The organism is Flavobacterium aquiphilum (assembly GCF_027111335.1).
In the GTDB taxonomy this organism is placed as follows: domain Bacteria; phylum Bacteroidota; class Bacteroidia; order Flavobacteriales; family Flavobacteriaceae; genus Flavobacterium; species Flavobacterium aquiphilum.
The window spans coordinates 1127703-1152000 of sequence record NZ_CP114288.1 but is presented as its reverse complement, the minus strand read 5'-3'; the positions used below and the strand labels follow the sequence as shown (position 1 = coordinate 1152000).

Genomic DNA, 24298 nt, shown 5'->3' with positions numbered 1-24298 from the left:
CAGACCTAACAGGTTTTAAAAACCTGTTAGGTCCCCGAAAACTATATTTTACATTCAATTGTATAAATTCCTGATCCTAATTCTAAAGTTGGTTTTTTGGTTTTTTCATCAAAAACTGTACTAACCGATTTTTTATTCATTTTAATTTCTGAATCTTTCGAAACCGGCAATTTTATGGTCGCCGATGTATTGGCAGGAATTTCTACTTTCAGGATTAATTTTCCGTCTTTCTTTTCCCACGCCGAAGCAATTTTTCCATAAATCGATTGGTATTCCGCTTTCGCGAAAGTCATATCGCCCACGACTTCCGGCTGAATAAAGAAATGTTTGAATCCCGGATTGTTGGAATCAGGCACAATTCCGGCAAGGCTTTGGTAAAACCATTCCTCTATTTGTCCCATCATAAAGTGATTCCACGAATTTCCTTTGCGCGGATCCCATTGTTCGGTCAGAGTCGTCAAGCCAAATTTTATCTGAAAACCATAACCCGGCGCATCATAATGGTTGTTCATTTTGTACATCGTTTCGTTTTCGCCATTTTGTGCCAATGCCTGAAACAAGTAACGGTTTCCAACATCACCAGTCGTCAATCGGTCGCCTTTGGCTTTGATATCGGCCAATAAATTTTGCATTACCGCTTGTTTGTACTGCGGTTCCACTATATCCATAAAAACAGGAACGGCGTTACTAAACTGACTGTTAGTCCCGTATTGTTTGGTTTCGACATTAAAAAATTTGTCATTAAAAGCCTTTTTAATATCCAAAGTCAAAGCTTCATATTTCGCAACATCTTCCGTTTTATTCAACAGTTTCGCCGCTTTTGCAACCAAACTAGCTCCATAAAAATAATGACTTGTTGCCGAAAGCGCAATCGGGCTGTTTTTGGAATATCCGGCCGCGTGCGTCCCGTAATCGTACCAATCGCCCAATCCGTGCGAAACGATATGATCTGTGGCTTTTGTACCCAAATAATCCACATACTTTTTCATCACCGGATAGTATTTTTCGATTAAAGAAGCATCTCCGTAATATTCGTAATACATCCAAGGCAGAATTACTCCTGTCACCCCCCATTCAGGAGAATCGGTAAAATCGCCTCCAAAGACAACATATTCGGGAACAATCGTTGGAATCAAACCATTGTCACGTTGCGAATCGGAAATATTTTGCATCGTTGCGGGAATAAAACTTTCCAAATTATAATTGAAAAGCAATCCAGGACCGTTTAAATGTATTTCTTCAATCCAACCCAATTTTTCGCGTTGTGGACAATCGGTGAAAACGCTTTGAAAATTACTTTTTATGGCATTATTAATCAGCCAGTGTGCTTTATTGAAGATGTCATTGGAACATTCAAAAGTTCCCGCTTCTCCAGCCGAATTGTATATAAAATTTGATTTCAAATCAACCAATGTCGGAAGATCTTTGTTCTTGTCTTCTTTGTAATTGATGTTCTCAATCTGAACATATTGATAGCCGTAATAACTGAAATTAGGTCGCCATTCTTCGATGCCTTCACCTTTCAAAGTATAGTCGTAATAATACGGTTTTCCTGTTTTTCCCTGTCCAACAGTTCCATCTTCATTCAGGCTTTCGCCCACCCAAACACGAACCGTCTGTCCTTTTTTTCCTTTCACTTTAATAGTCGGAAAACCGGAAAGATTTTGCCCCATATTAAAAATATAGAAATTAGGTTTCAGCTCTTTGGCCTCCTTAACTTCGTATTGTTTTTGAACGATAATTGGTGATGTCGTTTGTGCTCTCAAAGTTCCTTTTGGCGCTTCATGAACGACTACTTTTTTCCAATTCGAATCGTTGAATCCTTTGTTGTTCCAACCTTTTTGCTCCAGATTGGCATTGTAATCTTCACCACCAAAAATACTATTGAACGTAATCGGGCTTTTGCTGTATTTCCAGCTTTCGTCTGATTTCACGATTTCTTCTGAACCGTCTTTGTAAACCACTTTCATTTTGAAAAACAAAGTCGGCGGTCCAAAACTCACATAAAACTTCGAATAGCGTTCGGCAAGCGTATTGTACATTCCGTTTCCTAACAGCACACCGATTACATTTTCACCATTTTGCAGTTCTTTCGCAGTCAATTCATAAGTGTTGAAATTGACCGTTTTATCATAGTCTGACCACAAAGGAGCAAACTCACTGTTGCCAATTTTTTTTCCGTTAATCGTCAGTTCGTAATGTCCTAAACCTGAAATGTAAACTACAGCTTCCTTGATTTCTTTCTTTACTTCAAAAGCTTTGCGAAGCATAATACTTCTGCGTGACAAAGAATCGGAAGCGTTGATTAAAGACGCTTTTTTCTCTTTGTTGAAAGTGGCCGTATGATAATTTCGGCCTTCCGGCAAATGACTGTCAGCCTTTGTAATCGCCCCAATCCAAGTTGGATTCAAAGCCGATTCTGAAGGTGCAATTCGGAAAGAATTAATTTTACTCCAATTGGAAGGTTTCCCTTTTTGATTCCAAACTTTAACTTTCCAGAAGTATTTGGCTTCATTTTTTAAAGAAGTACCTCCATAATTTATTTTAAGATTTTTATCCGAGTTTACTTTTCCGCTGTCCCAAACATCGCCTTGGTCTTTTTTTAGTTTTTCTTCGGATGAAGCGACTAAAATCTGATAAGCCGATTGTGTTACATTTGATTCTTTTGAAGCCAATTGCCAACTTAATCTCGGTTGGTTTTGAACTACGGCCAAAGGATTTTCGACCATTTCACAAGTTAAATGCTCGGCAGAAATTTGTCCATTCGAAATGAATGTTATTAGAAGACAAAAGAGGAATAATATGTTTTTGAAAAACTTCACACTATATATTTTTTTACCACAAATTGCACAAATTTTCACAAATTATTCTGTTTCTTTCAGCTATAGATTTGCGGAAATTTGCGGAATTTGTGGTTGTATTTTTTTATATTTTTTTCGTAACCAACGATTCAATATTAAACACCGCCTCGGGAATTAATTTTCCTGTATCCGGCAAATCTGTAAAATCCGGTGTATCCGGTTCTGTGTCTGCATTTGGTGTATAACGTTGCTCTCCCGTACGGAACATAATGCGTGAAATTCCGTCGACCGGAGCAAAGAATATTTTGTTGGTTTCTTTGCCGTCATTCACTTTTACGGTATAAGAACGACTAGCCACATTCAGTTTAACCGTAACAGTATATTCCTTTCCGGCTTCATATTTCATAATGCCCCCAAAACGGGCGCCATTTTTTGCTTTCAATTCCCCATCCGAATCGAATTCCAAGCGAATCGCAGGAAGTCCTTGTGCATTTTGAAATTCCACCTGCAGTAAACCGTGATTGTTTTGTTCAGGCTTAACAGTAAAAGTGGCTTCCATTTTTTTGGCAAACGGAATCACGCGCTCGGCACGGGAATAATCAAAAGCATCTTGATCTCTTAAAGTTAGGCTTTTTTTGCCGTCCGTTTTCTTTTCCACTTTGGCGGAAGCCCAAGCCAAATCATAGGTATTCCATAATTTTAATTCTTCTCCATTTGGCAAATCATTGAAAACATCATTGACATTTTCTTTCACTTCGCTAGTCACCGGAACCGGAATCGAAGCCACCCAAATATCTTCTTTGTTCATACTGTAGCTTACCCACAGTTTTCCGTCAGGCGGAGTTCCGTCAGTTTCGGAAATTCCTCGAACGTATTGTGGTCCTGCCGATTTGTAGTTTCCGCCGTAACGCATCGGACTCACTTCGCCGTGAACCAACAATAAATCTTTGTAGTTCAATCCGTCATCAGAAGTTGAAATAGCCAATGGCCAACGGTATTCTGACGGATTATAAACAGTTGCATAACGGTTATCCGAAGTTTTTTGTCCCCAAATCTTGGCATTGCTGTTGACAAAACCAGGCGCTCTTGTTGGGATGTATTCCCAAGTTTTTCCTTCGTCTTTACTGATGGATGTCAAAGCAAATTTCCATAAACCGACTACATTTCCGTTTGGCAAATGGTAATAATTAAAAGCTTTGTATTGTTTTTTTAACGGAATCAATTCATCATCACGATCGGCTTCTTCCACCCATTGTTGCATCAACAAAGGTTTAGACAATAATTCGTCACAAGCTTTGATAAATTTCTTGTCCTTGCTTTTGGTGTAAAACGGAAAGGTTGTTGGCAACGGATTTCCGGTTTTATTGTATCGGATAAAATAAATTGGTCCAAAAGTCCCGTCTTTGTAGATTTCGCGAACGACACGGCCAATTCCTTTTCCGTCATTTGGGTCATCTTTTTTATCCAATGCTACACCATAATAACCCATAGCAATCAATTTTTTGTCGGAAGTAACATAAAAGCCAATACGTTGGTGCATAATCGCATCCATATTTTTGGCAACGCCTTCCATTCCTTCTTTTTTAAAACCATCGGGAACTTTATAGATTGGAAAAAGCACTGTAGGTTTTGTCCAAGTCACGCCGTCTTTCGAAGTCATTAAAAAAGTTTGACTTGGCGGAATATGTTCTCCTGTTGGATCGCTCAAATAATTCAAATAAAAGGTATTGTTCCAATACGCCATCATCGGTTGGTGGTTGTAAGTCCATCCCAAACCATCGGCTTTTTCGGGATGTTCCCTGCTTGCGCGCATTATCTGTGTCGCGTGAACTCCAACTGCGGGAGCTAATTGCCCGTGGTGGTAATCGACATTCGAAAGTGTTTTGCCTGTATATCGTACGGTATCATTTTGTGCCAATGCAGAAGTTACAGCTCCGCAAGTCAGTAGGATTGCTGATGCTGTTACTATATTGGTTTTTATGTTTTTAAATGCAGTCATTATTTTTCTTTTTTGCCACGGATTTTATTCCTGAATTTGCTTACTTATTTTTTCACGCAGATTTGCTTCGCCTGTTCGCTATCGCTCGGGTCTCAGATTTACGCAGATTTTTATTTGTATTTTCTTTTAATCTGTGGCATTATATTTTACTTCTTTTCAATTAATTCTTTTAAAACTTCTTCGGAAATAGTTGTAATCGTTCCGTGTTTGTGTCCTTCGGGAAGGCTTATTTTTGAGGAAACATCTTCGAATTTTACAAAATCGGAAGTACTTAGGGCTTTATAGTTTTTGGATCCGTAATTGTCATAATACAACAGCCATTTTTTACCGACTTTTACCACTGTTGGCCCTTCTGAAAGATAGGCCGTCAATGGCTCCGAACTTTTTCCGAAAGGCCCCAAAGGCGATTTCCCGAAAGCCACTTTAATGTTTCGCATTGGTCTTGTATTATCTTTTAAAACCAAAACATAATCGTTCTTGCCTTTTTTGACAATCACGCAGTCAATCACACTGAAACCGGGATCATAATATAATTTGGTATCCGAAAAGGTTTTGAAATCCTTAGTGGTTACGAAATACATTCGGTGGTTGTTTTTTTCGTCTTCCACTCCTTTTGCAAATCGGAATGGAATGGTTGATGCCCAAATAATGATGTATTCTTTCTTGACATCGTCATAAAAAATTTCGGGAGCCCACACGTTTACCACTTCGGGTTCGTGTTTCATTACGGGAATATATTGTTGTTCTGACCAATGAATCAAATCTTTTGAACTAGCATATCCAAAACCGTTTCCGCCTTTCCAATCGGTTGTCCAAACCAAATGATAGGTTCCGTCTGCGCCTTTTGTAATTGATGGATCACGCATAATTTTGGTTTCGCTTCCGCCAATTTCGGGTTTTAGAAACGATCCTTCAAGGCCTTTCCAATTGTAGCCGTCTTCGCTGTAGGCGAGATACAAACCTTCAGTAGCAGGTTCCCTGAAAGACGTGAACAAATAGATTTCTTTCTTTTTTTGGGAATAACTTAATAAAGTGAAAAATAATAAAATCCCCACCCCAACCCTCCCCAAAGGAGAGGGAGCCGAGATGTGATTATTGGAATGTTTTTTTATTGTGAACATTATATTTTATATTATTTCCAAAATTGGAATAGTATTACAAATCTTGTTTCTGTCTTTTTCGCCACCAACAATTTTGTTTTGGCTCCATCCCCTTCGGGGAGGGTTGGGGTGGGGATTATTCTACAATTGCTTTTTTATCTAAACTCGCGCCTTTTTTAACCACCGTCGAAACGTTATTGAAAACATTATTTTTCACAAAAATATTTTTCGTTTCTTTTCCATCTGCTTCAATGAAAATATCGGTTGCATTGAAAGGGAAATTATTGTTAATCATTACATTGGAAACATTGTCCAATTTGATAACCGGAGTTCCCTTTATAGGAGTTGACGAACCTGAATTTTCAAGAATCAGATTTTTAGAATCGCTGATTTTGAAAGAGGATCCCACTGTCGCATTCACTTTTACATCGTGAAATTCAACATCAGATGCCGTGATTACAGAGAAACCTTCTTTTCCATCAATGTTGATGTCTGAAAAAGAGATATTCTGAATTGGCATTTCGGAAATTCCTCGAATAACTCCCGCTTTATTTACGTTTCCACCGGTAATATTACTCATATGAATGTTTCTGAAAATCGGAGTTCGCTCGGTAACCGGTTCCACCGCATTGTCTTTATCGTAAAACAAATCCAAAACAAAAGCTTCTTCCTTGATGTTTTTCATCACGATATTATCAACGCGAATATCTTCGGCAACACCTCCGCGACCACGAGCCGATTTGATGCGAATTCCTCTGTCCGTTCCGTCAAAAACGCAGTTGGAAATGGTGACTTTTTTGATTCCGCCCGACATTTCGCTTCCAATTACAACTCCACCGTGACCGCTTAACATTGTGCAGTTGGTGATTGTTATGTTTTCACAAGCTTTTCCGTATTTTCGCCCGTCAGCGTCTCTTCCTGATTTGATGGTAATACAATCGTCGCCTACGCTGATATGGCAATTTGAAATATGCACATTCTTGCAAGAAGAAGGATTAATCCCGTCGGTATTTGGCGAATACGGATTGAAAATCGTAATACCCGTAACAGTTACATTGTCACAAAATTCAGGATTTATTGTCCAAAAAGGAGAATTTTGGAAGGTCACACCCTCAATCAAAATGTTTTTGCAATTGTAAGTTTGAAAGAAAGAAGGTCTGAAAAAGTGTTTGTCAATCGTTCTTTTGTAGTAAGGTTCATAAACAATTCCTTTGTTTTGTTCTACCCACATTTTTTGGTATTTGGTTTCCGGAATCGGGCCTTTGGCAGTTTCGATTCGATAGACTTCATTCCACCACGCTTTTCCCTGACCGTCGATTACACCTCTTCCTTTGATGGTAATATTTTCGGCATCTTTTGCATAAAATAATGGAGAAAATGTCTGCATCACGATTCCTTCATAACGCATTTCCACATAAGGTAGGTAATCATCAAAATTCTCTGAAAATTTCAGAAGCGCGCCCGAATCCAAATAAATTGTAATGTTGCTTCTTAGTTTTAATGCTCCAGTTAAGTATTCACCAGCGGGAAAAAAGATAGTTCCTCCGCCGTTTGCTGCAGCCTTTTCGATTGTTTTCTGAATGGCTTCAGTGCATTTTATTCCTTTGTTATTTCCTCCTTCATTTAGGATATTGTACCAGCCGTCATTTGCGAAAGCGGTATTCAATCCGGTGATGAAGCAGAGAATGATTAATATATTTTTGATTTTCATAGTATTTATTTTTGCACGCAGATTCCGCAGATTCCGCAGATTTTCGCAGATTTTTTCTCATTTTATTATTCTTATTAGACCTAAAAGGTTTTAAAAACCTGTTAGGTCTCCAAGAATAGTATTATTTGTTTGACGTTAGAATCAATACCCAGTCGTTTCCGTCTTCTTTTTTGCCGGAAGGCTGAAATTCTTTGGTCCCTTTATTATCAAAAATTCCAATCTTTGTTTTTTGTCCGTTGCTTGGATTGTACCAAGTTGCCGTTACTTTATCTCCTGCAATTTTCCCCATATTAACGGCAATTTTTCTGCCATTATAAGTATAAATCAAAGCGTAATTTTTTCCTCTTGTCGCTACCAAATAATCGTATTTTTCACCTTGATTAGCAATTAAAGATTGATCCGGAACTCTTTCCAAATAAGGAAAACTCAACATTAATTTTTTGATGTAAACCATTTGCCCCGCACCAGGTGCATTGATGGCATCGTACCAAAACACTTTGTTTCCATAAGCGGGTTTATCGCCTTTTCTAAACATTTGCATCACTGCATTATGTCCGTAAGTATAACCTGCACCACCAGCAAGAACAGACCAATAGCCATAACGTCTCACATCACTAGCTTTCCATAATGGTTGCAAAGTATCGTGCAATCCGTGTGGAATTCCTTCGTAAGATGGTTCTCCGTCAAGAGTTGGTTTGGTTGGTTTTAAATCCCAATCTCTGTGAACAAATTTGTAATTGTCTTCTTTGAAAGCGGTTTTCGATGAATCCTGATCGTATCTTCTGTGACCTGATTGGAACATATTGAAATCTAACCAAGATGCATTGTGATAATCGTCAGAAGAATCGGTTCTTCCGAAAGGGTGGAAAGTCACCAATTGGTCAGGGTTATTGGTTTTTAATGTGTTTCCAATGGCATTCCAGATGTCCATAAATTCGTTTCCGTGGGTGTCGCCACCATTCATCCAGATAATATTGGTTCTGTTTTTGTATCGGTCAGCCAAAAACTTCGCATATTTAGTTGCTTGTTCTTTGCTTACTTTATCCCCTTTGGAAACGTTTGTTCCCCAAACCGGAACCATCCCAACATAAATTCCGTTTTTCTGTGCCACATCCAAAACATAATCTACGTGGTCCCAATAATCGTATTCTTCCTTGTTATTGAAATTACTACCGGGAGTTGTTATCGGTTTTGAAACATCCTCATTTACTAAAGCTTTGTCGCCATAAACATTCACCGCATTGATATTATGCAAAACCATAATTTGAACCACGTTGAACCCTTTTGCTTTTCGATCCTGAAAATATTTATTTACACCTTCCCTGTCCAATTTTCCAAAAGTCAACCAACCTGTATCACCCAACCAGAAAAAAGGTTTTCCGTCTTCGGTAACAAAATAGTGATGATTTTTGGAGATTTTGAGTTTAGGTAAAGCTCCGTTTGTTTTTGCAGACTGCGAAAATCCGCTTTGTGTCGCAAACAAAAAGGAAATACAAAAGGCGTATACATATTTAATTTTCAGATTCATTTTAGTTTGTTTTAATTATTTAATGGCCATTGACTCGACAGATCGAACAGATTTCGGTGACTATCTTAGTTTAACTTTTATTTTTTAAAATCCGTCTAATCTGTCTTGTCTGAGGCTAATTTTTTTTCGTTACAAAAAGTACTTTTTCCTTAACATCTGAAGCCGGAATTGTAACTTTTTGTCCTCCTCCAATGCTAGATATTTTGGCTACACTTCCTTTTTCCGCATTAATCGCATAGACTTCGAAATTCCCTTTAGAATTAGTTAAGTCTATCGAAATATCTTGTGCTTTTTTTGCATAAAAAAGATATGCTTTTCCTTTATTTTCTAATGTCCAAAGATTGTCTGAAAAAGTATTTCCACTAACCAATTTCATTTCGCTAACTTCTGAATAAAATGCAGGAAGTTCAATTTTTGGAATATTTGGCAAAGAAGCCCCGGCCATTAAAGCCGCCCATCCAAAACGTGGAGAACCGTCAGTTGAATACAAAACCACTTTTTCAGGATACTTTTCACGATACTCACGAACGGCGCGATACACCTGATCATCGGTTTCTTTACCAACTTTTAGTTTACGTGCGTGCTGACGCGGTGCTAAATTCACACCACCCTCAGGAGCATAAGCCGAACCGTCTTCTTTGTAATACCAATAACGAATATCAATAGCGTCAACCGTTTTGGCTCTGTTGACATCGTTCAAAATAGCATCCTGAACATCTTTGGTTGCACTTAAACCAATAATTCCTTTTTTACCAGTTTCGTCTTTCCATTTTTGAACCTCATCCAACCAAAATTGCATAAAGTGAAGCGGCCCAGTATATTCGGCACTTGTCAACTGAATTACGTTACTGTTGTCTTTAAAGTTATCCAACGATTTGCGAATAAAACCTTGGTGCAATTTTTTTCGGGCTTCATTAGTCACATCATAAAACTGTTCAGCCATAAAAATACGTTTGTCACCAGCATACGGCGGCGGTTCCGGGAAACCTGTACTGTTAATGTTATTGGCCGAACGCCAAGGAGAACTTGCCCAGTGCGCACCGGCTTCTATAATATTATGTTGGAAATATTGTTGATTGACCAATATTTGACCTTTGGTTTCAGCCAAATTGGCAAAACGGGACAAACGATTCCAATACCAATCATTGAATTTTGTCAAATCATATTTACTTAACTGATCCCAAGCCGATTCCTGTCCGCTTCTTGCAAAAGGCTGCTCGTAAAACGGTGGCCAAACATCGGCATCAAAACGGCGAACGCGTTCGTGATCGTCCATACGACGCTCATACCACAATCCGTAATTATGTTCCAAAGTAACCATATTATTGGTCGTCAAATAATCAACAACTTCGTTGATATTGTCTGTAAATCCTGTACCTCTTCTTCCCGGAACAAATCGTGTAACGTCCGGCAACGATTTAGAAATATCGCTGTCTCTAAGACTTCCTCTCCACCAAGGCACATTCAATCGGTTTCCGGCAATTAGTTTTCCGTCGTAAGTAAGCCAACCGTTTTTGGTAACCACTTTCGATTTATTCTCGGCAACTGTTGCATTAATTTTTAAGTCGTTTGCGTTTTTAAGACCTTTAGCATTGGTATTAATTGGATTTGCTTTTGAAACTTCGGCAATCCATTCTACTAAATTTTCCTTTCTTTCAACCGACTCCTTAGTTAATTGCTGAGCCACTTCGACAGAAGGACTTGATGAAGGTTCTGAACCTAAATCATAAATATGCGGATCAACAGGAAGTTTCTCCAATCTGTTTCCTAATTGTGCGTAAAACAAACTTCTAGGTGTAATATGACCGTTTACATCTTTCCAATGACCATCACCGGCCATAATTCCGCCCCAAGTTCCAAACGCCCAGTTTTGAGCCGTTGGCGGACTGTAATTTTCTATTTTTGAAGCCGAAGTTTCCCAGATTACGCTATTGGCGGCAGTCCAACCTGCACCTCTACCATTTTGCTCTCTGTTATTATAACTTAAAGCGTGCCCGTCAACATACGAAACGTCAAATAAAACGCCTGTTGCCCAGCTTCCTATGGCTCCACTGTTATTGAAAGGCAAAGTCGATTGACATTGAACAAAAACGTTCGGTCCGGTAGTTCCAAAACCGCCCACCGCAAAATCGTGATAACCGTTTTCGGAGTAACAACGTTGAAATAAGGTTTGTTGGCCTTCGGTATAAAAAGTAAGTCTTCTAAATCCTGCTATTTCAGAAATCGGTTCGGTTGCGATACAATCCTCAACTGTAATTTGTTGAGCCGATTTTAACGCAGCAACTGCACCACCAGAAAAATGCTTGAAATTCACTTGTTTCACCCAGGCATTTTTCGTGTTTTCGATGCTGATTGCTTGCCATCTGTGCTCTTCATCTTTTGGATTGGATGCATTGTAAGTCGATTTCATCAAAATATTTTCAACCCCGATATGTTCAATTCGTCCCGGCCAAGAATAAACAGTAACTTTTGCAGCTCCGTATTTATCATCCAAAGTCATTGTCAACGGAGCGTTCAATGTCACTTCATTGCCATTGATTTTAGTTACGACCCTGTTCCAAGTTATTTCCCAATCATTTTTTTTCCAGCCAACCCAAGCCGTTTCTGCCCCAAAATCATCCATTTTTAATTCTTTAATCCAATTGTCGGTTAAAGGCTTGCTGATGATAATTTCGTCTGAGGGTTTTAATTTGGAACTATTTTTCAACTGAATTTTTTGTGCTCCAAGTGCTGTGTAAGAATTGCCGAATTCAAGATTCTCACCCATTTTTTTATCATCGACACCCAAAATTCTGATGACAGATTCTCTTTTCACTCCGGTTCCTAACAATACGGTTCCGTTTTCGGTATTCCCGCTTCCGCGCAATACAACACCCGATTTTTTGATGTATAAAGTTCCGCTGATTTTGAAAATGCCTTTGTCCAAAAGAACCGCTCCTCTAAAACCTGATTTATCCGGTTTTAAATTGCTTACATAATCAATGGCAGCCTGAATTCTTTGGGTTGCATCTTCTTCTTGTTTTGGAACAAAAATTTTGTTGTCCACATTCGGAATCGCTTTTTCGGAAGCCATATATCCGGCATACGAAAAATCAGGAATTTGGTTTCCCTGACTGTCAGTGGTAAAAGAAAGTTTTCCTTCTTTGGTTTTAACAATATCAGGAAATGTGCTTTGTGCCACGCTGACATTAGCACTAAAGAAAATAACAAAACAGGATAAAACGAGTAAATCCTGTTTTGTTATGATATTTTTGAGTTGGATAAAATTCACTTCAATTTTATTTTTGATAAACCTGAGTTCGATTACTAATTTTATTTTTTGTGATTAACTCCAAAAAACGTTTTCAAAATGCCTTCGACCGCAGCTCCGACAGTTGAAACCGTCGGCTATGGTTGTGATCGTTAGCTCTAAAATAATTACAAAAAAGCCTAATGTTGCCTTTTAGCCCCGATTAAAGTGAAAATCTTTATGTGCGATCTCGTCCCAAAAGACGAGACCGCACATAAAATTGTAACGGAAAGCGGGACCCATATTTCCAAAAATGCCTTTTGTTTCTGCTCCAAAAAGCAACAATTTTATTTTTGATTTTTTAGAATATAGAACAAAGAGTAAAAAATATAGACTTCCTAAAAAAATAATTCCTTTTCTATTCTCTATACTCTTTACTCTTTCGTCTTTACTGCAATAATCCTTTTAACTGTGCCAGTGTATCGGTGTTATTTTCAAATTTCGTCCAGTCCGTTTTTTTGGTTGGGTCGATTCCGTTAAAATATTTCTCGATATTGGTATAACCGTCGCCATTCAAATCTTTATTGGCGTCGGATGCGTCTTTTGGATTCAAACCATATTTGGTTTCCCAAGCGTCAGGAATTCCGTCACCGTCAGTATCTTTATAAGCCTTTCCTTTGTACTCAGGATATCCGCCCACTTGGTCAGGATGCGTGATGATTCCTTTTTTGTATGAATCGGCAGGCAATCTTCTTTTGATATATTCTTTACCAATAGAATTTTCCAATCCGTCTTTGGATTCGATTTTTCCGGTACGAACCTGTTTGATAATACGTTCGTCAACAGCATCTCTTCTCGGGATATTCGCTCCAACATTATTCAAGACAAACTCATACGCTTCTTCTGCTTTCATAATGGTAATTTTAGGCATTGAAAAAGGCTTTGGCTGTTTGATATATTCCAAATAATCTTTGGATTGTTCCAATGTAAGGTCTTCCAACTGAACACCACCATTCCAGTTATCGGCAGTAACTTCAGGAGATCCTACTATATAATTACCATCAATATAAGCTCTACCAAACGTTTTTGGTTTCATATAACCCGATTCCGGTTTCAAGATTCTGTAACGAATCGGTTGATCGGTTGGAGTTATTGGTCCCGGTTTGAAATAATTGTTGATGATATTAAACAACGAGCGATAATCACCACCGTCCAAAGAACGGTTCCACCAGTTGAATACTACGTTATTTACAAAATTAAAATCCCCATACATTCCGATAGAACAGTTTCTTGAAATATTATCTGCCCACAAGTTACGCATAAAAGTACTATTTAATCCTCCAATTGTACTTCCAAAAGCGTGATTATAAGTATCTAACCCTTCTGAAGAAATTGTATTTTGAATGGTAATATTCACAGCCGGCAATTTGTCCAAAGTCGATTTTTCATTGGCTCTGAACTGATGTCTGTACAAAGATATATTTTCGTCCAATCCCCAGCTTGCCGAGCAGTGGTCTATAATAATATTCCCTATTGGATTTCCTCCCAAAGCGTCATCTCTGCGGGCTACATCGGTAGCACCACGACGGAAACGCATATGACGAATAATAACATCGTGGGTATCTATTTCTAAAGTTTCTCCTGCGATGCAAATTCCGTCACCAGGCGCAGTTTGCCCAGCGATTGTTACATAAGGCGCACGCATACTGATGCGGTTTTTTAAACGAATAATCCCCGAAACATTAAATACAATTATTCTAGCTCCAACAGCTTCACAAGCTTCTCTGAAAGTTCCCTTTCCGCTGTCTTCCAAACTAGTCACTACGAAAATTTTTCCGCCTCTTCCTCCTTGTGTATAAGCACCTCCACCTTCAGCTCCCGGGAAAGCAGGGATATCAGCCGGAACAAAATCTTTTGGATACGAAGCCCAAGGCAAATAAGGTTTACCGTGTTTGGCTTCTTCCTTAATAATGTCGGCATTCTTGGTCCATATTTCTTTTAATCGTCTTTCTTCTTTCGCCAAAATGGTGTCCGCCTTGGCCTGAACTTCTTTTGGAATTTCCGGATATTGTGCAAATACCGAGGAAAAAGACAGGCAGAAAACTGCTGCCATAAAAAACCTATTCTTGTTATTTTTGAAAATAGTAAGCATTGGAATCTTTTTTTAAGTGATTAGTAATTAGCTTTAGTAATAAATCTTCCTCACTTTCAATGTTCAAAAGCTAATCACGAGTAAATTATTTACCAGCTTTGGCTTTTTCGCGTTCTTCCAAACGTTTGTGCCAATCTGCGCTTTCTTTGTTTAAATCATAACCTTGAGTAGATAAATAATTGTTGATTCTTCCTTTGTATTTACCAAACCAAGCGTGTTTTTCTTTGGATGAACCACCGTCCATTGCGTGTTCTCTAGCTTCGACCAAAGCATCGTAAATGTATTTTTTTTGTGCTTCGGTTAAATTAGGCAACATATCGTTGTAACCAGAAACAGTAATAGGCAAAACACCGTAGGTCATTCCGTCTTTTACTTCGGTAATCTTTGCTTCGTTTAGGTGTTTACCCAATTTTTTCAAATAAGCTTTATGCAGTTTGTCGATGGATTTGTCGGCATCGGCTTTCAGTTTATCGATGGCTGCATTTTGTTTTTCTTTGGATAAAGTAGTGTCTTCTTTTACTTTTTTGATTTGAGCATCTCTTTCGTCCTGAATTTTGCTCAAATCGCGGAATTGTTGAGCAATAACATTGGTTACCGCTGCTTCTTTTTCTTTGTTCCCTAAGGCTAATTTTTCTACAATTTTGGCAGCTCTTTCATTGGTAACCTTAATGTATTCCGGGTCGGCATATTGTTGCGCGCTTAGTTTGCAAAAAGCAAAAAGTAAAAACAATATACTTAATTTCTTTATTGACTTCATTTTTCTTTTTTTAGCATTTTAAAATACCTCATCCCATAATTAGCAAATTATGGAATGAGAATCTTTTCAAAATCAATTTTTAATTTAAATCCAATAAAGGTTTAACCAAAGTTTCTTTGTTATTGGCCAAATCTTTCCAATCTACTTTTATCGCAGGATTCACACCATTGATGTAATCTTCGATATTAGTATATCCATCTCCGTTTAAATCTTTTTTGGCATCAGATGGATCTTTTGGATCCAAACCGTATTTTTTCTCCCAAGCGTCAGGCATACCATCTTTATCTGTATCTACATAAGGTTTTCCTTTGTATTCAGGATATCCACCCACTTGTGAAATATCAGTGATGATTCCTTGTTTGTAAGAATCCATCGGTAAACGACGGTGCTCAAATTGGTAGAATGTTTTTCCTTCAATTTTTTTGTTGTATTCAGGAATTCCAGTTTTTACGGTTCTTACGATTCTTTCGTCAACTTTGTCTCTTATTGGCAAAGTGGCTCCAACATTTTTCAAAACAAATTCATAAGCTTCATCAGCTTTCATTAAAGGACGGAACCAAGGCATTGGGAAAGGTTTGTCGCTTTTCATTTTGTCAAAATATGGTTTGGCTTCGTCATAAGACATCAACTCTCCTTTTTTGTTTTCGATTTGGATACCTCCGTCCCAGTTGTCTTTGGTCACTTTGTCATTTCCGTTTACAATATTTCCAGATACGTGCGCTCTACCATAAACCATATAAGGTAATTTACTACGTCCTGATTCCGGTTTTAGAATTCTATAACTGATTGGCTCAGCCAAATTCGTCACAGGTCCCGGTTTGTAAAAGTTGTTGATGATATTGTAGTTAGCCTGATAATCACCACCGTCTGTAGATCTGTTGTACCAGTTGTACACCACATTGTTCACGAAATTAAAAATTCCGTTCCACCCAATGGATGGGTTTCTACCCGCATTGCTGGCCCACATATTTCTCATAAATGAACAGTTTTCTCCTCCCAAAGTACTTCCGAAAGCGTGATTGTAAGTATCCAATGCTTCCCCAAACAAACTATTTTGGATTGTAATGTTCACCGTAGGTCTTTTTTCGTCCGGATAACCAGGTCCCGGGCTGTACATATGTCTGTACATCGACATATTTTCGTCCAATCCCCAAGTCGCCGAAACGTGATCTATCATAATATTCCCTAATGGATTACCACCAATAGCATCATCGCGACGTCCCACAAAAGTTTCTCCTCTACGGAAACGCATATGTCTAATGATAACATCGTGGGTGTTAATCCAAACCGATTCTCCCGCCACACAAATACCGTCACCGGGAGCGGTTTGCCCTGCAATAGTAATATAAGGCGCACGAATAATCAAAGGACTCTTAATTCTGATAATTCCCGAAACATTGAAAACAATGATTCTCGCTCCTCCTTTTTCGCAAGCCTCACGTAAAGTTCCAGGCCCATTGTCTTCAAGGCTAGTCACCGTGTACACATTTCCGCCACGACCTCCAAAAGTGTACATTCCTCCTCCTTCGGCTCCCGGAAAAGCAGGAATGTCTGCCTGTGGCAAATCGTTTGGTCTTGATGCCCACGAAATATATGGTTTTCCGTGCTTTGCTTCTTCTTCAATAACTACGAGCGCTTTTTCCCAAGCTTCATCAGAGCGTTTTTGAGCCTCATCCATAATAAGTTTGGATTGTGCCTGCACTTCGGGAGAGATTGATGGGTACTGTGCAAAACTTTTCATACTCCCAAAAAGCGCTATTGCCAATAGAGGCAAGATGGTATTTTTCATGTTAATTTTATGTTACAGTTATTCGTATAACTAAATCACCTGTATTTTGGTAAATACAGGTGATTGGTTTTTATGATTTTTAATACTTCATTATTTTATAAAATTAGTCTTGGAAATTATATGCTCCTGCTCCTCCTGAGGCATCATTCCATCCTAAAGTTTGAGGCAACCATGTATTTTGAGTCAAGGTAGCTAGATTAAATCCTTGTATATAATAATTAGGATTAAATTTAATTGTAACAGCCTGACCATTTACATTATCCAACGGAGTCAATAATGGAGTTCTAACGAAGTTAGCATTATAATAAGCTGCCAAAGCTGTTAATTGAGTTTGGAAAGTAGCCGCAGCCGCATCCGGATCAACAGAAATAGCTCCACGAGTAGATGCCAACGGGTCAGCAGAACCTGAAGTAGTATTTTTATACTGTAAGAAATTTCCCGTACGTTGTGTCCCATTGATTGGTGTTAAACCTAATTTAGCAACAGTACCTCCAGAAACTCCTGGAAGTGACGCATTATCATAAAGCATCCAACGTTGAATATCCCAATAACGTTTTCCCTCATAAGCTAATTCTACTCTACGCTCATACAAACAAGCTTCGATAGCAGCATACTTATCGGCCAATGTACCAATACCATAATTGTTAGCGGAAGGAATACCAACACGAGCTCTAATTTTTCCTAAATAAGCAATCGTATTACTAGTTTGTCCAAGTGCAGCATAACACTCAGCAATGTTCAACAACAATTCGGCATAACGATATTCATAAAGATCAGTTCCAGAATATTGGAAATTTGAAGCATTACTAGCGGCAATATCCGACATTTTTCTAACATAAGCTGGACTATTCTCTTGATTGTTATCACTAAAATAAGCTTTATTGGCAGTATCTACCCAACGGTAAGACCAAACAACAGGTTTATAAGTAGCAGTACCGCTCTCCTTATATGGCCAAGTCATACCTGAAAAAGCAAAAGTTCTATAAAACCTAGGGTCACGATTCAAGAAGAATGTAAAATCATTATACCCATTGGCTGCAGTAGGTCTTCTACCGTCAGCGAGAGGGAATAAATCAATCATTTCTTTTGGAGCTTCCAAAGCACTTGTTCCTCCCTGGCTTACCATACGGATTCCTTTTTCCCATCCATTACTCATAAAGTTACCTGTAGTTAGAGTTGACATCATATTAACTACAATGGCTTCTTTACAAAACTTATTATCGAAAGTAGAATACATTGAAGCCCACTCTTTAGCAGTAGTACCATATAATCCGTAACCATCTGCTGTCAATTGCGCTTCAGCAGCTAAACCTGCCTGCAAAGCTGCATTCCAACGCTCATTTGAAGAATCCCAATTTTTATTATATAATGGACTCGCGAAAGTTAACAACACACGTGATTTTTGAGCCAAAGCGGCACCTTTTGTAAAACGTCCGTAGTTTGCTGCAGCATTAGGCCAAGTTCCTGGCAACAAACTAGCTGCCATATCCAAATCACTCACAATTTGAGCAAATACTTCTGAAGTCTTTGCTCTTGGAATTTTGATGGTCGGATCATCAGCAGAAGCATCCTGAACTGTTAATACAATTGGCACCCCTCCGTAAACACGTACCAAATCATAATATTGTAGCGCACGCAAATAATATACTTGCCCTTTTATCTGATCACGGAACGTTTTATCTAAATTTGCTCCTTTAATATCAAGATCGCCTAATATCTCATTACATTCTCTAATTCTAGAATAAGGCTCGTTCTTCATACTGGTTGATGGTTTAGTACCAAAATATCCAGATGCATCAAGAGCATTTACAAAGCTTTTAGTCGGATTGATAAGATCTTGTGTTCCTCCTAACTCTTCTGTCATTTTAGTATAAGTATCAGTATAAGATCCTACTAAAGCTCCTGTTGGTCCTTTATAAGCAAAGAAATAATCATAATACATGTTATTTATGTACCATTCTACGCGTTCCTGACTTTGAAAAAATGAATCATCATATTGACCATAACTTTTCTTGTCTTCCAAAAAGTTTTCACTGCACGAAACACTCACTAGTGATAGTAGTGCAAAAACTATATATAAATTGATTTTTGTTTTCATATTTACCATCAAATTAATTAAAATGATACATTTAGATTAAGTGACCACGTTCTAAGAGTTGGATAGTTTTCATAAGAACTGTCATACATGTTTCGATAATGATTTGGATAAGGATTATAGATATCCCAAAGATTATTACCTGTTATACCCAATGAAATAGCTTGTAATTTAGTGTTAGCATATGCTTGTTTAGGAATATCAAATCCAACAGTTAAATTTCTAACAAAACAACGGAAAGTATCTAACTGCCAAAAATCTGAAGGAGCTGAAATATAACTGTATTGAGCTAAATTAGGATATTTTCCGTTTGGATTATCATCACCATACATATCATTCCAGAAAGTTTCGTGTGCCCACATATTATGAGCTGAAGCAGTACCTTGACTTACCAAATCAACAAAACGGGCACCTCCCCAAGAAGTTGCAATCTGAGCTCTCAAATAAAACCCTTCGTATTTCATACCTAAATTGGTTGTCACTCCATATACTCTGGCACTTTTAGCTAATTTAACATAATCATTGTCTTTTACAATTTGTCCATCAGGACCTGCCATAGTACCGTTATTTGTATTTAACTGACCTGCAACGTCTTCATAAGCTAACATCCCTTTTCTCATTCCACTCATAGCATTAATACCCATGTAATTTGGCTGTCCAGTACCATTCCCTGCTCCAGCAGCTGCTGCATGATCTGTCAAATATTGCCAATAATTTGCAATATCAGCATCTGTACGCAAAATACCATCTCCTGTTGAAGTTCCTTTCCAAGTTTGGAATCCCCAAACTGGTCCAAAACCAATTGAATTACCCATTCTTGTAGTAGTTGACATAATAGAAGGATAGTTTACTGCTTGTTCTGGGTATTTTTTTACTTCATTATCAGAATAACCAAAATTAACTCCAACATTATAGCTAAATTTGTCTTTTATACGATCACTCCAGTTAACACCTAACTCAGCACCCCAAGCATTTATATTAGAATAATTTTGCTCAGCGAACCCTCCTCCAACAGAAATTGGCACTCCGGTTGCACTAGACATATCCGTTAACATATCTGTAGTTTTGTCATAATAAAAATCAGCAGCAACCTGTAATCTGTTATTTAATACATTGAAATCAAGTCCAATATTATTTTTTACTGTTGAATCCCATCTTAAATCTTCATTTGGAGTTACTTTAGGGGTTACAGCTCCTCCTAGAGCACCACCTCCTGAAGCATTGGTCCCTGTACCAAAGACAAAACCTTTATCAGCGATAACATCATAATACTGAATCCATCTCCAATACTGAATATTATCTTTTCCTGTTTTACCGATAGAATAACGTAATTTCAAGAAGTTTACCCACGGTAAACTATTTTCAAACCATTTTTCTTTAGACATTATCCATCCTAATTGAAGTGATGGAAAAAATCCCCAATAATTATCTGGTGAAAACTTGGTAGAAGCATCAGAACGGAAAAGGAATGATGCTAAATACTTTCCTTGATATCCGTAATTAAAACGTCCTAAATACGATAGTGTCCCCGATTCAACTTTTGTAGAAGTTGAATTAGTAGTAATTGTCCCAGCTGTACGATAATCTCCTTGATAATCTTTTGGAGTATTTTCATAAGCTAAACGAGTTCCTGTAGAATAAGCCTCTGATCCTTCAACTCCAAGCATTCCTCCAACCTCATGATCTCCAAAAGTTCTTTCATAATTAGTAAAAAAGTTAACTTGAGAACTTTTACTATCATTATTAGTGTAATAAACCCTAGAACTACGAACGTTAGTCTCAACTAAATAATCAGCATTAGTTGCTCCGCTTGCCAAGTGATTATCTTGTGTATTATAATTTGTAATTCTTGCTAAATCATAAGGCAATGCAATCTGTTCAGTATAAGAAGAAAATTGATTTCTGGAATAAGATCCTTTCAAAGACAACCCTTTAACAGCAGCAATTTTATAAGTCAAAGATGCATTTACATTATAAGAAAAATCATCACTTGTCTGTTTTGAACCATTGTTCAAAGTAGCAAAATAATTCCATCCTGCTATTGTATTATTGGCATTTGCAGAACCTAAATTACGATCAGTACGTGGAAATGGAGACATATAATAATTCACCCCGTTCACTGTAGTTTCCCATGGAATGTATTTTGGCATGTGTACTAAATACCCATAATCAGCCTGTTCACCACTACCTTTTGTAAGTGACCCATAGCTACTGTCGTTTATACCAGAAGTTGCTTTGGTAAATGATTTTTCAATATTCCCGCTATTTCCAGAAATAGAAGCAGAAAAATCCAAATCACTGGTAAGTTTCGCATTAATACCGGTACGGAAATTCCATTTGTTATACTTTTGATCCCCAAGATTCGCATCCTGTGTTAAATAAGTAGCACCTGCAAAATAGGTAATATCCTCAGATCCACCACTTACCCCAAAGGTATGTTTTTGTTGTGTAGCAGTTTTCCATGCTTTTTTCAACCAATCATAATCCAAACTTTTCATTTCCTCCAATTCAGCTGTAGAAAATAAACTCGCAGCAGCTGTTGTTGGATTTTGTGACAGTAAAAATCTATTATTGAAAACTCCTGATTCATAAGCGTTCATCGTTTTGGTATGACTCACAGCATCATTAACAGCAAACTGACTATTGTAATTAAACCTTGCTTTACCTGATTTTCCTCTTTTGGTTTTTACTACAATAGCTCCTTGAGCAGCTCGAGATCCATAAATAGCAGCAGATGCATCTTTTAGTATCGAAAGACTTTCAATCTCTGAAGGATCCAATCTGTTAAAAGTATCCATTGTAGGCAAACCTGATGCAGGATCGATTTGAACCATATCATCGATAACAACTAAAGGAAGCGATGAACCCGCATCTTTTCCAAAATAGAAAGTTTGACGGATTTGTACTGAAGAAGGATCTCCAGGACGTCCAGATCCTCCAACAACAGTCATACCAGGAACCAATCCTTTCAAAGCGTCTGACAAGTTCGTTGTCGGCAGATCCTGAAGATCTGATGGTTTAATAGTTGCTATAGCACCAGTAAGATTCTTTTTCTTCTGAGTACCATATCCTACAACTACTACATTCTCCAATTGATTGGAATCATCCTGCATTTTTATATCAATTGAAGTACGTCCCCCTAAAGGAATTTCCATCTTTTTCATCCCAATAAAAGAAAAGACCAATGTAGCTCCTTTGTTTACTTTAATTTTATAGTGTCCTGAAAAATCAGTACTAGTTGTATTCTTAGATGATTTTTCTGTTACGTTTACACCTGACATAGGAATTCCAGCATTATCGGTTACAAGACCAGTAACCGTTACTTGACCATTTGAATTCTGAGCAGCAGCTATTATGCTCATCAGCGTAAACAAAAGAAAACTACATCTTTTAATAAATGCTTGTTTCATAAATGTTTGATTTAAATTAGGTTATAAATTAGTTAGTTGTTTTTTTTAATGCTTTTTTTCATTTAATTAAAACAAAAATTTGACTTGCTTTAAATTTCTATTTCAATATTAAATGTTAAAAATACATTTATACGTCAAAATTAACAGGATACTATCTGGTAACCGTCCTGTACTATCCTGTTTTAAAACATAATTCTCAAAAAAAAGACATCTTTAAAAATTACATCGATAAAAAATTAAAGCTTTAAATACGAGAAATTAAAAAAACAGGCATTAGGTTCTAAAAAAAATAATTAAAAGCTCATTATAAAAGAATACAGATAATAAGCAAAAATTGACTTAAAATTTGATTTTTGAAAAAAAATCAACCATAATCTATTGCAAAACAACAAATTACTAAAATTCACCTTTTCCATAAAATTTCTAACTAAGAAAGAAAAATCATACATCAATAGGTTGAAAAACTATAACTTTAGGGATTGTAAACACTTATTCTCAAATTATTTTAACACAAAACATAATTGAAAATCAAATATTTATAACAAAAATAGGTTCATTTTGTTAATTTTTAAAGCTAAAAAAATAAAAATTAGCAAGAATAAAACTGCGAAAACGTTTTCGAGCCAGTAAAACAAATTTAAAAAAAAATTATTCATAATAAATTTTAACAAAAAACATAATGCATTATGCTTATTTCTATTCAAAATAAACCAGAATTATCTCTCAGGATCCCAACCGTTCAAGACATTTTGCTGTTCATAGTGCTTAAGTTCTGTCTTTTTCAACAGGTGAGACCAGGATACCCTCTTGGATAGATCCTTTGCCCCTTCTCCTTTACTGCCATATTCGGCATAAAATACCGTTTTTTCTTTATCCGGAAAGTTTTTGTCGCCTTTCCAAGGATTCCAACCGTCCTGTACTATCTGCGAACCCATGTCGGTATTGATGAATACTGTCTTTGCATAAGGCCTCCAAGGTCGTCCAAGGAAAACCTGGTTCACCGTGCTGTCTTTTGCTGTAAGCTTACAATCTACAAAAACAAATCCATAAGCATCAAACTGAGTCGTTGATGCTGCAGTTATATATGAATTACTAAGACTTTCAATAGTGCAATTGTAAAAATAAGCTGTCGCCGCACCAAATATAAAATCAGTTGTTCCGTTGATATAGCAATTTTCAAAATAATTTCGGGTTCCCCCTTTTGCCAGATAGACAGTATCCTGGTTTCCTAAAATAGAACAATTTTTAACCACAACTCTATCACCTTCTGTATGCAGTGCTACAGCTTGCCCGACTCTTCCAGCCGTATTCTCAACTGTTAGATTTTCAACTGAACAATCATTTCCCTGAATCAATAAAGTATAAGAAGTATAAGTGCTGTATTTTGAATTCCCGGTCACATCAATTCCCCTAAAAGGTTTACCCGAATAATCATTAAAAGTAATAACAGTTTTTTCTCTGTCTGTCCCTTTCAAAACAACGTTTCTTTTAAACGAAAGAATAACCACTTTTTCATTATAAACACCAGGTTTAACAGTAATAACTACCTTTCTTTCGGCGTGATCACGCACATTATTAATAGCTTCCTGTATCGTTTTGAAATCTCCGGATCCATCCTGTGCAACGGTTAATTCAAATCGGTTATCTGTTGTTTGGGCTGATGAAGCAATAAAATTAAAAGCAAGCAGTATAGCAAAGAAGTATTTCATAAGTTTTGTTTTAAACAT

The 24298-nt window shown here is 37.4% G+C and carries 12 protein-coding genes; all 12 read right to left on the bottom strand.

Annotated elements, in window-relative coordinates; all coding sequences use genetic code 11:
- Positions 1 to 41: 41 nt before the first annotated feature.
- A complete protein-coding gene (locus tag OZP12_RS04665) occupies positions 42 to 2822 on the bottom strand; it encodes a glycoside hydrolase family 78 protein (RefSeq protein ID WP_281227891.1) in 2781 nt (926 codons plus the stop codon).
- Between the two features lie 103 nt (positions 2823 to 2925).
- Entirely contained in the window at positions 2926 to 4800 is a 1875-nt protein-coding gene (locus OZP12_RS04660; RefSeq protein WP_281227890.1) for a six-hairpin glycosidase, read from the bottom strand.
- 146 nt (positions 4801 to 4946) lie between these two features.
- A complete protein-coding gene (locus OZP12_RS04655; RefSeq protein ID WP_281227889.1) occupies positions 4947 to 5921 on the bottom strand; it encodes a glycoside hydrolase family 43 protein in 975 nt (324 codons plus the stop codon).
- A 115-nt stretch (positions 5922 to 6036) separates the two neighbouring features.
- Complete coding sequence (locus OZP12_RS04650; protein ID WP_281227888.1) at positions 6037 to 7611, bottom strand: glycoside hydrolase family 28 protein; 1575 nt, start codon at positions 7609 to 7611, stop codon at positions 6037 to 6039.
- Positions 7612 to 7732: 121 nt separating this feature from the next.
- A complete protein-coding gene (locus OZP12_RS04645) occupies positions 7733 to 9139 on the bottom strand; it encodes a glycoside hydrolase family 140 protein (RefSeq protein WP_281227887.1) in 1407 nt (468 codons plus the stop codon).
- A gap of 115 nt (positions 9140 to 9254) precedes the next feature.
- On the bottom strand, positions 9255 to 12410 hold the full coding sequence (locus OZP12_RS04640; protein ID WP_281227886.1) for a DUF6298 domain-containing protein: 3156 nt from the start codon (positions 12408 to 12410) through the stop codon (positions 9255 to 9257).
- 406 nt (positions 12411 to 12816) lie between these two features.
- Positions 12817 to 14481, bottom strand: coding sequence for a polysaccharide lyase (locus tag OZP12_RS04635; protein WP_281227885.1), 1665 nt, complete (start codon positions 14479 to 14481; stop codon positions 12817 to 12819).
- Positions 14482 to 14605: 124 nt separating this feature from the next.
- Positions 14606 to 15277: a DUF3826 domain-containing protein gene (locus OZP12_RS04630; RefSeq protein WP_281227884.1), complete on the bottom strand. Its 672-nt coding sequence runs from the start codon at positions 15275 to 15277 to the stop codon at positions 14606 to 14608.
- Between the two features lie 79 nt (positions 15278 to 15356).
- Positions 15357 to 17066 (bottom strand): pectate lyase family protein, encoded by a 1710-nt coding sequence (locus OZP12_RS04625; RefSeq protein ID WP_281227883.1) that lies wholly within the window; start codon positions 17064 to 17066, stop codon positions 15357 to 15359.
- A 103-nt stretch (positions 17067 to 17169) separates the two neighbouring features.
- Positions 17170 to 19164: a RagB/SusD family nutrient uptake outer membrane protein gene (locus OZP12_RS04620; RefSeq protein ID WP_281227882.1), complete on the bottom strand. Its 1995-nt coding sequence runs from the start codon at positions 19162 to 19164 to the stop codon at positions 17170 to 17172.
- A 17-nt stretch (positions 19165 to 19181) separates the two neighbouring features.
- The gene (locus tag OZP12_RS04615) at positions 19182 to 22571 is read right to left on the bottom strand and encodes a SusC/RagA family TonB-linked outer membrane protein (RefSeq protein ID WP_281227881.1); all 3390 of its coding nucleotides are present in this window, start codon (positions 22569 to 22571) and stop codon (positions 19182 to 19184) included.
- A 716-nt stretch (positions 22572 to 23287) separates the two neighbouring features.
- A complete protein-coding gene (locus OZP12_RS04610) occupies positions 23288 to 24280 on the bottom strand; it encodes a pectinesterase family protein (RefSeq protein ID WP_281227880.1) in 993 nt (330 codons plus the stop codon).
- Positions 24281 to 24298: the final 18 nt, after the last annotated feature.

What these genes read in the sequence shown, in the direction of transcription:
- OZP12_RS04660 (WP_281227890.1), bottom strand. Translation starts at nt 4,800, where the DNA reads ATGACTGCATTTAAAAACATAAAAACCAATATAGTAACAGCATCAGCA.
- OZP12_RS04655 (WP_281227889.1), bottom strand. Translation starts at nt 5,921, where the DNA reads ATGTTCACAATAAAAAAACATTCCAATAATCACATCTCGGCTCCCTCT.
- OZP12_RS04650 (WP_281227888.1), bottom strand. Translation starts at nt 7,611, where the DNA reads ATGAAAATCAAAAATATATTAATCATTCTCTGCTTCATCACCGGATTG.
- OZP12_RS04645 (WP_281227887.1), bottom strand. Translation starts at nt 9,139, where the DNA reads ATGAATCTGAAAATTAAATATGTATACGCCTTTTGTATTTCCTTTTTG.
- OZP12_RS04635 (WP_281227885.1), bottom strand. Translation starts at nt 14,481, where the DNA reads ATGGCAGCAGTTTTCTGCCTGTCTTTTTCCTCGGTATTTGCACAATAT.
- OZP12_RS04630 (WP_281227884.1), bottom strand. Translation starts at nt 15,277, where the DNA reads ATGAAGTCAATAAAGAAATTAAGTATATTGTTTTTACTTTTTGCTTTT.
- OZP12_RS04625 (WP_281227883.1), bottom strand. Translation starts at nt 17,066, where the DNA reads ATGAAAAATACCATCTTGCCTCTATTGGCAATAGCGCTTTTTGGGAGT.
- OZP12_RS04620 (WP_281227882.1), bottom strand. Translation starts at nt 19,164, where the DNA reads ATGAAAACAAAAATCAATTTATATATAGTTTTTGCACTACTATCACTA.
- OZP12_RS04615 (WP_281227881.1), bottom strand. Translation starts at nt 22,571, where the DNA reads ATGAAACAAGCATTTATTAAAAGATGTAGTTTTCTTTTGTTTACGCTG.
- OZP12_RS04610 (WP_281227880.1), bottom strand. Translation starts at nt 24,280, where the DNA reads ATGAAATACTTCTTTGCTATACTGCTTGCTTTTAATTTTATTGCTTCA.